Source organism: Ruegeria sp. HKCCD6426, assembly GCF_057221115.1.
Map to the genome: position 1 here is coordinate 269,483 of NZ_JBWVBF010000006.1, position 11,802 is coordinate 281,284.

General features: G+C 55.6%; 6 protein-coding genes. 4 read left to right on the forward strand and 2 right to left on the reverse strand.

The window, feature by feature from the left end:
• The first annotated feature begins 118 nt into the window (after positions 1–118).
• Entirely contained in the window at positions 119–1,627 is a 1,509-nt protein-coding gene (locus tag AC2TDA_RS17990) for a UbiD family decarboxylase (RefSeq protein ID WP_480880118.1), read from the forward strand.
• The gene (locus AC2TDA_RS17995; protein ID WP_480880106.1) at positions 1,624–2,196 is read left to right on the forward strand and encodes a UbiX family flavin prenyltransferase; all 573 of its coding nucleotides are present in this window, start codon (positions 1,624–1,626) and stop codon (positions 2,194–2,196) included. The genes AC2TDA_RS17990 and AC2TDA_RS17995 overlap by 4 nt, the downstream gene beginning before the upstream one ends.
• Positions 2,197–2,448: 252 nt before the next feature.
• Here AC2TDA_RS17995 and AC2TDA_RS18000 read toward each other — a convergent pair whose 3' ends face one another.
• On the reverse strand, positions 2,449–4,542 hold the full coding sequence (locus AC2TDA_RS18000) for a tetratricopeptide repeat-containing sulfotransferase family protein (RefSeq protein ID WP_480880107.1): 2,094 nt from the start codon (positions 4,540–4,542) through the stop codon (positions 2,449–2,451).
• Positions 4,543–4,807: 265 nt separating this feature from the next.
• Here AC2TDA_RS18000 and AC2TDA_RS18005 point away from each other — a divergent pair, with 265 nt between their 5' ends.
• Positions 4,808–9,688, forward strand: a complete 4,881-nt coding sequence (locus tag AC2TDA_RS18005; RefSeq protein ID WP_480880108.1) for a hypothetical protein — start codon at positions 4,808–4,810, stop codon at positions 9,686–9,688.
• 66 nt (positions 9,689–9,754) lie between these two features.
• On the opposite strand, the gene AC2TDA_RS18010 is transcribed toward AC2TDA_RS18005, so the two are convergent.
• The gene (locus tag AC2TDA_RS18010; protein WP_480880109.1) at positions 9,755–10,519 is read right to left on the reverse strand and encodes a DeoR/GlpR family DNA-binding transcription regulator; all 765 of its coding nucleotides are present in this window, start codon (positions 10,517–10,519) and stop codon (positions 9,755–9,757) included.
• A gap of 216 nt (positions 10,520–10,735) precedes the next feature.
• On the opposite strand from AC2TDA_RS18010, the gene gap reads away from it, so the two are divergent.
• On the forward strand, positions 10,736–11,737 hold the full coding sequence (gap, locus tag AC2TDA_RS18015) for a type I glyceraldehyde-3-phosphate dehydrogenase (RefSeq protein WP_480850212.1): 1,002 nt from the start codon (positions 10,736–10,738) through the stop codon (positions 11,735–11,737).
• Positions 11,738–11,802 lie beyond the last annotated feature (65 nt).

Here is an 11,802-nt window from a genome sequence, read left to right on the forward strand (position 1 = left end):
CAACGAATTTGTGCACGCTGCTTTCCTAGGCTGCATCCGGTCTCGGCGAATTGACCGTTGTCAAGTGTGGCCTGCAGTTCCGCTGTTAGGGGAAAGGGAAGATCTCCGGAGCAGACCCATTCGAAATTTCCCACCATATCCCAGTCTTCGGCATTTCCTTGCTTGGTGCCAGGAGACCGGGCAGTTCAAAGCTGTGCCTGACCCGGTTTCAGTGCGCCATCAGATGACCGCCGTCCATCGTGCCGTGCTGGAGGCGAATGGACCGGTTCTGCAGTTCGATCAGCCAATGAATGGCCCGGGCGGTCGATCGGACATTCCTGTCGTTGTGAACCTCTTCGGCACTGCCGAACGTGTCGCCGTCGGGCTTGGTGTTTCGATTGAAGGTCTGGACGACCTTGGGGAATTTCTGGCCGCCCTCCGAGCCCCGGAACCACCTGACGGACTGCGTGACGCGCTGTCACGATGGCCGATGCTGAAAGCAGCTCTTGCGACGCGGCCGAAAGTTGTCAAATCGGCACCAGTTCAAAGTGTCATCCACAATGACGCTGACGTGGACTTGCGCGCACTGCCTGTTCAGACGCACTGGCCGGGCGACGCGGGCCCACTCATCACCTGGCCAGTGGTTGTAACGCGGCCCTACGACAGTGAGCCGGATAACGTCGGAAGCTATAATGCCGGCGTCTATCGTGTTCAGGTCCTTAGTCAGAACCGCTTGATCATGCGCTGGCTGCAGCATCGCGGAGGGGCCGCGCACCATCGGAGCTGGGTTCAGCGAAATGAGAAGATGCCCGTGGCAATCGTTCTGGGTGCAAACCCCGCGACCCTTCTGTCGGCAGCGCTGCCTTTGCCCGAAGCCGTATCCGAACTGACATTTGCGGGGGCTTTGAACGGCGCTCGCCCCCGGCTTGTGCCTGCCAAAACGGTGCCTCTGTTGGTTCCCGCAGACGCTGAGATCGTGTTGGAAGGCTGGGTCTCCCCCAACGAAACCGCACCCGAAGGCCCGTTTGGTGACCACACCGGATATTACAACCCGGCAGAGCCATTTCCTGTCATGCATGTCAGTGCGCTGACACACCGCGACGCGCCTTTGTATCTGTCCACTTATACCGGTCGCCCACCAGATGAACCTGCGATCATCGGAGAGGTGTTCAACAAACTCGCTCTGCCAACAATCCGAGCCCAAATACCCGAGGTTCGCGATCTCTGGCTGCCGCCTGCTGCCTGTTCATACCGCATCGCCGTCGTCAGCATCGATAAGCGGTATCCCGGACAAGCGCGCCGCGTGATGATGGCGCTTTGGGGGATGTTGCCGCAGTTTAGCTACACCAAGATGATTGTCGCCGTGGATTCGGACATTAACCCCAGAAATTGGGATGATATTGCCTGGGCATTGGCGACACGCATGGATCCCGTTCGCGATGTGATGCTACTGGAAAACACCCCGATGGACTATCTCGACTTTGCTTCTCCTCAGCCTGGATTGGCCGGTAAAATGGGCATTGACGCTACCACCAAGATCGGCAGCGAAACGAGCCGGGAATGGGGGGAGGTTATGCAGACCTCGGACGCGGACAGCGCCTTTGCGACCGATCTGCTGGACAAGCTTTTACCGGAGCTGAACCGATGACAGATGCACGAGTCATTTTGGGGGTTTCCGGTGCGTCCGGCGCGGTGCTCAGCCTTGCTGTGGCGCGAAAGTTGGCCTCGCAGGGCATCGAGATCGACCTTGTTGTCAGCCCTGCGGCCAACTTAACGCTTGCGCAGGAGTGCGGCGCGGGCGCAATTGACGAACTGCGCGATCTGGTAACCCGCCACCACGCGACCGCCGACGTCGGTGCCAGTATTGCGTCAGGGTCGGTTCCGGTGGCCGGTATGATTGTTGCGCCGTGTTCAATGCGAACGCTTGCTGCAATCTCGCTTGGCCTGGACGACAACCTGCTTACACGCGCGGCAAGTGTGCAGCTTAAGGAGCGCAGACGTCTGATTTTGTTGGCTCGGGAAGCGCCGCTGACTCTGGCTCATCTGCGGAACATGACTGCCGCGACAGAAATGGGCGCAGTGATCATGCCGCCGGTTCCCGCCTTTTATCTTGGGCCGCGCGATCTGCCCGACATTATCGATCAAATTGCAGCACGCGCCGTCGATTGCCTGGGCGTCTGCGAACCGAGTGCGAAACGGTGGCATCCTTCAAGTTAACAAGCGTGGCGGTCGAGATCACGCCCGCATCGTTTGGCGACAATCGGAGTGGTCGCAGCAGCGTAAATCTCGTAAATCGAACTCTGCCTGGATCTGTTCGGGGGAGCAGCACAAATAAGTGTTCAACAGCATTTCCGCACGCAACAGCCAAGCTGACACCAAACCTATGTATATCCACAATTCACGCCAGCCTCTGTCCCTAGTGATTTAGCTGAGGCCGACGTAGCCGGGTGAACGGGTCGCGGCGGATTGTCAGAACAATATCTGATTTGAACCGATGGTTTCGATCAGCGGCTGCAAGTGTGCCTCGTACCGACGCCATTTTGCTTTCGACGAAGAATAAAGCGGTTGGCGAACCTGCTGTACGCTGGCTGTACGCACCCGTCTCTTGGCCGAGTGGAACTCCAGACAGGAATCGGTCCAGTCCAGGCCGCAATACTCGATGATCCCGCGTGCCACGGTCTCGATGTCATCGACCAAGTCTTCATATCGAATGGAATGGAATGCTCCCTGCGGTAGCGTTTCCTTCCAATGGTTCATGACGCGCACGTAATTGTTGAAATATTGACCCAATTCGACTTGGTCGTAACTATGCAGCTGACTGCGCTCGAACAAGCGAGTGTAGCACGAAAGGCATGTATCAAGCGGGTTGCGGGCAATGTGAATGATCTTTGCATTGGGAAAAATGCCATGAATTAATCCGATCATTTGGAAATTCGCAGGCATTTTGTCGACCACATGCCGCGCGTCCGGGCCGTGTGATTTCAAGGCGTCAAGGTAATCTTCCGCACGTCGTGTCAAAGTGCTGTCAGACATCGACCTAACGGAGAGAGGCACGTTTGACGATCCGTCATCCATCCTACCGAACAAGTTCTGGAGGTCGTTCAATTCTCCGGCACCAATAACGTCCGGGTGCGCATTCAGAATGGATTCCGTCAGCGTGGTACCGGAACGCGGCATTCCGACCACGAAAATCGGAGTGGCATCGGAATTGGCGCAAGCATGCAGCCGTTCGATCATAGTAGCGTCGAACGTCGCAATCAGGTCGTCGGTCAATGTGTCGGTTTCCGCCGGATCATACGATACCAAGGACCGCTTGAGCTGGGCTCCCTTCGCGAAACTTCCAAACGCTTCATCATGACGACCCAGTTTTTCGTAGCAGTCCCCCATTGCGAAATGATAAGCGACCGCTTTTTGGGGCAACATGGCCTTCGACATGGGCTGTTCTGCCTCAAGCGCGCGAAAGATCGGGCTGTCTTCTGTTATCTTTTCCAGCCGAGCCAAGGCAATCCACGCGCTCAGTTGGTCGTCACTGGTTTCTGCAGCGGCTTCGAAAAACTGGCGCGCGGTGTCAAAGTCACCCTGTTCCAGGGCAAGATGCCCCAAGGCAAGCCGGCTTGCCGTCAATTCAGGTTTTAGCTCGATCGCCTTGTGATACAGATTGATTGCGGCTTCCACATCCCCAAGATGGGCTTTGACCAAGGCGGCCTGATGGCAGGCGACCGCATTTTCCGGGTCCAAGCGCAGGGCCTGCTCGGCTTCGATCAATGCCAGTTTCGGATGGTTCTTTTCAAACAGAACCTGAGATAGTCCAACGTAGCTATCCGCCTTTTTCCCGTCCAGAGAAATGGCATTCCGGAATGCGGCCTCGGCCTTGTCCATTTGGCTTTCCAACGAGAACAGGCGCCCGAAGTTACGGTGCAATTCCGCATTTTTTGGAAACTGTTCAAGCAAGCCTTCGCAAAGCTTGCGGGCGTCGGCGATCCTTTCAAACTCGATCAGAACCGACACAAGGTTGTTTGCGGTTTCAGAGGAATTCGGGTTGACCCTTAGCGCTTTCTCATAAAACTGGACGGCTTTTTCACGGTCGCCGGTGTCGCGTGCAATGCTGCCGAGATTGTTGATTGCACGATCAAACTCGGGCGCAAGGGCTACGGCCCTTTGTTGCGAGGCCTGGGCCTGATCCAGATCTTTCAGATCGTAAAAAACCAACCCCAGATTCGAATGCGCAGCCGCGCTGCCAGGGGCGAGACGCACCGCGCGCTCGCCAACCTCACGGGCCTGGTCCAGGCGTCCGGCCGAGCGGAGGATTTCGATAAAATTGGTTAGAAACTGCACGTTTTCCGGCTGTAATTTGACGGCCTGGGTCAAGGCGTTGACAGCTGGATCAATTTGTCCGGCCTGAAAAGCAATCAACCCCAACATGTGATGCGCTGGAGCATATTGCGGTGCCGCGCGAATAATTTCAGAGAACAGATTGACAGATTGCTGCAACTGTCCCTGCTCGTAATGTGACATGGCTTGCGTAAATGCGTCCTGCACCGATACCTGCTGCTGCTTTGCCATAATAGTAACCTCATTTAAGCAGTGATTGTGGGTTTGGCGACCGCAACAAATCCCGATAACCCCCACGTGTTAGAGCATTCTGGCGGCGTCGTCCACGCGTCAGGTTTTGCGGATCATTTTGTCTCAATTCGAGAGGCATTGTGTGATCTCTGCCATAGCTTGAAAAATTTCAGGCTTTAGGCGCGGGTCATAATTGTGCCCAGCTTCGGCTCTACTTATCGTTTAACAAAATATTAACAAAAGAATATCCGAGGGGTTGTCGGAGATGAGTAAAGGTACAGTTGTGCGCGCGCGGTCCTGCGTGGCACGCGGTGGTCGTGTTTTGAAATGGAAAGGGCGGGTGGCCAGCGTCGCGCCGTCGCTGTTTTTAGCATCTGCATCGGTTGCAGCGCTTTCTGTGGGGATCGCAACGGCTGCCGAGATTACAGCGCCACAAAACACACGCGCCGTGTTCGCCGTGGACGAAGACAATACGATTACATCGACAGGGGCCGTCAATCTGACCACGGGCGGTGGTCCGTCCGTTGAAATCGCCACCGACTACACAAGCGTCTTTACCAACGATGGAACCATTACCGGTCCGGCTCCGGGCAGCTCGGTGGGGTTTGGTGTGCTCTTGAACGGGAATCTGTCGTCAACCGGCCAGATCGTGAACAATGGCGTAATTGATATCACGGCAAACAGTACAAGTTCTGCCGCTGCGCTTGGTTTCCTGATGCTTGGCGATTATTCCGGTGCCTTTGTCAATACCGGAACTGTCACTGCGGCAGCCAGCGTTACATCCGGTGGTAATGCAAGCGCCCTTGGTGCCGTTTTTGTGAATGGCGTAGAGGCAGGGGGCTCTGTACTCAATTCGGGGACAGTTACGGCGTCCGCAAATGCAACCGGCTCCAGCGATGCAGAGGCGTTAGGATTTCTGTTCGTCGATGATGTAGACGGCAATATCACAAATAGCGGCACCATTTCGGCAATTGCCGCGGACGCAACATCCTTGCTTGCCGTAGGTATTGAAGTCCAACGCTCGTTGAACGCCGATTTGAATAACTCCGGCACAATCTCTGCTGTGGCCACGGATAGTGCAAGTCAGGCTGTTGCTGCCGGGGTTCGAATCCAGAGCGCCGTGACAGGCAATGTGAACAACAGCGGGTCGATTTCGGCGATGGCCGCCGGATTTTCGTCGGCGTCTGCCGCAGGGGTCCAGCTTCAGAATGTTCTGAATGGGGATTTTGACAACTCCGGAACAATCACTGCCGCGGCCGACGCGTCGTCGAGTGCCGCACGCGCGGCAGGTGTTTTCATCGTTGGTTTTGCCAACGGAAACGTATCCAATAGCGGAACCGTTGACGTCCGTGCGGATGGGGGAAACAGTGTGACGGCGGTCGGGATTGCCCTTGGTGACGGCTATTCGGGTACATTTTCCAATACTGGAACGATAAATGTCGCTTCGACTTCGGCGGGGTCTTTTGGCCCACCACCTCCGCCTCCCTTTGCGGCTGTACCCGATGCGACGGGTATGTTGGTCGCTGATAATGCGTCCGGAGATGTTTCCAATGGTGGCACCATTAACGTTCGCGCAGATGCTGTATCCAATGCTTCTGCGTCCGGTGTTTTTCTGACCAAAGATCTGGCAGGTCATTTCACAAACACCGGATCGATTTCGGTGGTTGCAAACTCCACCAGCGATAGCGCTGTTGCGTCCGGATTCCGTGTCGTTGGATTGATGGATGGTAATATCCTAAACAGTGGCAATATTTCCGTTTCTGCGCAGGCGGTTTCGTCAGCTACCGCAACAGGAATCGAAATCGGCGGCGGATTGAACGGGAATTTCTCCAATACCGGTACAATTACTGTACGGGCTGTCGATGCAACCGATGATGAGGCCGAGGCCTATGGATTGTACGTCGACGGTGGCATGACCGGAAACATTGGCAACAGTGGAACGGTCGATGTGCGCGGCGATGGGTATTCGTCTGCGACAGTTGCCGGTTTCTACATCCGTGGTGGGTTGACGGGAGATTTTAGCAACTCCGGTACGATCCAGGCCGTCGCCACTGACGAGACAGAAGAATCCGAAGCCTATGGCCTGTACGTCAGGGGCGGTATGACCGGGAGCATCGATAATAGCGGAACGGTTACTGTGCGCGGCGAAGGGTATTCTTCGGCGACAGTTGCCGGTTTCTACATCCGTGGTGGGTTGACGGGAGATTTTAGCAACTCCGGTACGATCCAGGCCGTCGCCACTGACGAGACAGAAGAATCCGAAGCCTATGGCCTGTACGTAAGTGGCGATATGACCGGGAGCATCAATAATAGCGGAACGGTTAATGTGCGCGGCGAAGGTTACTCTGACGCGACAGTTGCTGGTTTCTACACTTCAGGCAATTTGGACGGCAACTTCACCAACTCCGGTACGATCCAAGCTATCGCAACTGACGAGACAGAAGGAGCCGAGGCCTACGGTCTGTACGTCAATCGTAACATGACCGGAAACATTGGCAGCAGTGGAATGATCGATCTGCGCGGCGCGGGCGAAACTTCGGCGACAGTTGCTGGCTTTTACATCTCGGGCGCGCTGGATGGCGACTTCAGCAACTCCGGTACGATCCAGGCCGTGGCCACTGTTCGATCAGCGGAAGCCGAAGCCTACGGCTTGTACGTCGGAAGCGATATGACCGGGAGCATAGATAATAGCGGAACGGTAAATGTGCGCGGCGAAGGTTACTCCGACGCGACAGTTGCTGGTTTCTACATCTCGGGCGCGCTGGATGGCGACTTCAGCAACTCCGGTACGATCCAGGCCGTGGCCACTGATCGATCAGAGGAAGCCGAAGCGTATGGCTTGTACGTCGACAATGGAATGACCGGCAGCATTGACAATAGTGGAATGGTGAACGTGCGCGGCGAAGGCTACTCTTCTGCGACAGTCGCTGGTTTCAACATCTCCGGTGGGTTGACAGGGGATTTCAGCAACTCCGGTACGATCCAGGCCGTGGCCACGGACGAGACAGAAGAAGCCGAAGCCTACGGCTTGTACGTCAGCAGTGGGATGACTGGGAGCATTGACAACAGTGGGACGGTGAACGTACGCGGCGAAGGCTACTCTTCCGCGACAGTTGCCGGTTATTACATCTCCGGTGGGCTGACGGGAGATTTCAGCAACTCCGGTTCGATCGAAGCCGTGGCCACGGACGAGACAGAAGAAGCCGAAGCCTACGGCCTGTACGTCAGCAGTGGTATGACGGGCAACATTGACAACACTGGAACAGTTAATGTGCGCGGCGAAGGATACTCTGACGCGACAGTTGCCGGTTTCTACATCTCCGGTGGGCTGACAGGGGATTTCAACAACTCCGGGACGATCCAAGCTGTCGCCATTGATCAGACAAGCGAGGCAGCGGCCTATGGTCTATATGTTTCTAGCGGTATGGCCGGGGACCTAAACAACACCGGTTCAATCTCGGTGCAAACCGATGGTGGCACCAGTGCATCGGCGTATGGTGGCGGACTCTATTTGCGCGGTGGGTACGACGGCAATCTTTCGAATTCCGGTGTGATTGAAACCACAAGCGTTGGAAATGACAATGCGCGCGCCCGCGGCATCTATATCCGTAACAACACGACAGGAAATGTCTCAAACAGCGGCAGCATTGCGGTTTCGGCCACAGGCTCTGCGGATATACGGGCTCAGGCCATTCTACTATATGACGATGTGACTGCAGATGTTTCGAACTCAGGCCATCTGAGTGCGACTGCCGGTATCCGAAACGGTACTTCCAGTGCTATGGCTCTAGCCGCTGGCGTCTGGGTCGAAAACATGCAGGGGGATTTCTCGAACACTGGCGTTATCACGGCATCGGCGACAGGCGGCGCTGAGGTTGACGCCTATGGGCTGTACTTTGAAAACTTCGATGGGGTGATCACAAATGTGGGTCAGATTTCTGCCTCATCCGAAGGCGGGGATGCCTATGCGATCTTCTTGGGTACTGGGACCGGCACGTTGAACGTGGACACCGAGGATCAGATATCTGGTCTGATGCGCGTTCAGGATCACAACGTGAATCTTGATGCAAAAGGTGGCAGCGCGATATTTTATTTCGAGGATGCCGCCCCGGGCTCGGGCACATTCACGACCACTGTTTCGGATGGCCGATCCGGGTGGTTTGTTGAAGATCCCGGTGGTTCCGCACCCGTCTACGCGGTTGTGGATGGGGCCGATATCGCACCAAACAGTGACGTCGTGGCTTATTACGGCAGCGTCATCGGCAGCGTTAGCAACGCCTTGCGGTTCGATCGCCCCGAGGCGGTCAGTCAGGGCAGATCACTGGACAGCGCGTGGGGATCTGCCTTTGGTGCGTTCCGTCCGTTCGCTATGATCGATGCTGAAGCACGCCAGTTTGAATCCGAAATCGGCACTGAGACTGACGTCACACTTTTCAATGGCAGCGCGGGGTATTCCGGCCAGTTGGAAAACGGGTTGGCCGTAGCCGTTGGTATGGGCGTGTTTTATGCAGATGGCGACCAAAACTCGAACGACTTTGACACAACAGGTTTCTACCTGGACGCCGCAATCGGGCGCCAGTTTGGTGCCTACACAGTCGAAGCCGGGTTGGGCTACGGTTGGCTGTCGACAGACAGCTCGCGACAGATTGCGGGCAGCCCTGACGCAAATGCCGACTACGACAGCACCCTGCTGACAGCGCATCTGGGCGTCGAACGCTCATTTGATGTAAGTGACAATTTCGACCTGCTGGGCTTTGGCGACGTGCGGTATACAAGCCAGCAGGACGATGCCTACACTGAGACCGGTTCGAACGCCAACGCCACTATCGGAGAAACAACGACCGAAGTCGTCGAGGCTCGTCTTGGTGTTGAGGTTGAAAAGTCGCTGAACAGCGGTGGCCTTCTCATTGGACAGCTAAGCGGCGTATTGCGTCGGAATGTCGGTGACGATTCAACTAATGTGACCCTCTTTTCGACGTCGCAGGCACTGACCTTCGCGTCGACAGACTTTAACGGCGCAAGCTTGCTGGTCGGTTACGAAAAAGAACTTCTGTCCGACATGACGCTGGAGCTGACGGCTGAGCAGGAGTTTGGCGACGCTGCGCAAGGCCCGAATATTCGGGCTGGATTAAGGTGGTCGTTCTAAGACCACCACTTTCCAAAATCATCAAAACTCTAGCCGGGCTCCTCAACGTGGAGTCCGGCCATTTTTTTAGGCTTTAGTTACGATTACCGATGTTTCTAATTCGCCCAGTCCCGCGCTCATTTCCGGCGGCAAGGGTGCGTCGGTGAACAGCTTGTCTGCGTCGCCAAGATTGCCGATCCGGCCCGGCGCGGATCTCAGGAATTTAGAACTATCAGCTACAACAAGCGCAGATTTCGACTGACGGATAATGGATTTGGTTGCACGGACTTCCTGAAAATCGAAGTCAAGCAGATCGAGGTCTGCATCAATGCCTGCGCAACTGATGATTGCAAAGTCAAACTTGAATAGATCAACGACCTGCGTTGTCAGGTTGCCCAATAAGCCACCATCGGTTCGCCGCAGCGACCCCCCGGCAACGACAATCTCGATATTGGGGTTTGCGGCCAGAATGTTGGCGGTATTCAGGCTGTTGGTAACCACAAGCAGGTCTGAATGAGTAAGCATCTCGCGGGCAACTGCCTCGGTCGTGGTGCCGATGTTGATGAATACGGTTGAACCATTCGGGATATGACGGGCGCATTCCTTCCCAATCTTTGCCTTGCCTTGGGTGTTTCGGTTGCGTCGTTGTACATAGTCAAGGTTTCCGAGGCCCGATGATACGACGGCGCCTCCATGCACGCGCTCAAGCTGACCGGATTGAGACAATTGCGCAAGATCCCGCCGGATCGTTTGTTCGGCCACACCAAAACGGCGCGCAAGATCCTCAACACGAATTGTGCCTTCGTCTTGCGCGATTTGAAGGATCTCGGATTTACGGTTTTGGTTCAGCATGTTCGAAATTCCTATGGTACACCAAAAATGCGCGAATAAGTGTGTGTTCGCAAGGTAATTATGTTCGAATTTGCGCGAATTGCGCCAAATAGGCCACTTATGATGAGCGTAAGTGTTGACTTTTTGATCGAATAGTGATTGTTAGCGGTAACGCTTTAGCCGCCTCGTGAGTCGGCATTTCGATCTGCGGGAACCAAGGGAATTGGGAGAATAGACATGACCGTAAAAGTAGCCATCAACGGATTTGGCCGCATTGGCCGCAGCGTGCTGAGATCTCTGGTTGAAGCGGGACGGAACGACGTGTCGGTCGTTGCCATCAACGATCTGGGGCCGGTCGACACCAATGCCCATCTGCTGAAATATGACAGCATCCATGGACGGCTTGATGCGGAAATTCAAATCGAGGGTAACACCTTGTTGGTAGGTGGCCGCCAAATCCGCGTGAGTGCGGAGCGTGATCCTGCCAAGTTGTCCTGGCAGGATGTTGATGTCGCCCTGGAATGCACCGGCCTGTTCACCAAGCGCGAAAGTGCTGTTCAGCATCTTGGAAACGGTTCGAAAAAGGTTCTGGTCTCTGCTCCGGCCACCGGCGCGGACAAAACCATTGTGTACGGCGTCAACCACCACAGCTTAACCGGCAAAGAAGTTGTCGTGTCCAACGCAAGCTGCACGACCAATTGTCTGTCTCCGGTCGCCAAGGTTCTCGATGACGCGTTCGGCATCGAAACTGGATACATGACGACAGTGCATTCTTATACCGGAGATCAACCGACTTTGGATACAATGCACAAGGACCTGTATCGAGCACGCGCCGCTGCCATGTCGATGATTCCGACATCCACGGGCGCCGCCCGTGCAGTGGGGGAAGTTCTGCCTCAGTTGAAAGGCAAGCTGGACGGCTCGGCAATCCGGGTACCGACGCCGAATGTATCTGCGGTAGACTTTTGCTTTATGCCCAAGCGTGAAGTGTCAATTGATGAGGTCAACGATGCCATCCGTACAGCGGCCTCGGGCGAGATGCGCGGTGTTCTGGCCGTGACAGATGAGCCGCTGGTCTCGATCGATTTCAATCACGACCCGCATTCGTCGATTTTTGCCACTCAGCAGACCCGCGTGACCGACGGCGGCATGGTTCGTATTCTCAGCTGGTACGACAACGAATGGGGTTTCTCCAATCGAATGCTGGATACAGCCTGCGCCATGACGGCTCGCGCTTGAGAGGCCGCCGATGAGCACGATCATCGACATTCACGCACGCGAGATACTGGACAGCCGGGGCAACC

Coding starts and splice junctions, on each gene's coding strand:
- AC2TDA_RS18010 (WP_480880109.1), bottom strand. CDS start 10,519: ATGCTGAACCAAAACCGTAAATCCGAGATCCTTCAAATCGCGCAAGAC.
- AC2TDA_RS18005 (WP_480880108.1), top strand. CDS start 4,808: ATGAGTAAAGGTACAGTTGTGCGCGCGCGGTCCTGCGTGGCACGCGGT.
- AC2TDA_RS17995 (WP_480880106.1), top strand. CDS start 1,624: ATGACAGATGCACGAGTCATTTTGGGGGTTTCCGGTGCGTCCGGCGCG.
- AC2TDA_RS18000 (WP_480880107.1), bottom strand. CDS start 4,542: ATGGCAAAGCAGCAGCAGGTATCGGTGCAGGACGCATTTACGCAAGCC.
- gap (WP_480850212.1), top strand. CDS start 10,736: ATGACCGTAAAAGTAGCCATCAACGGATTTGGCCGCATTGGCCGCAGC.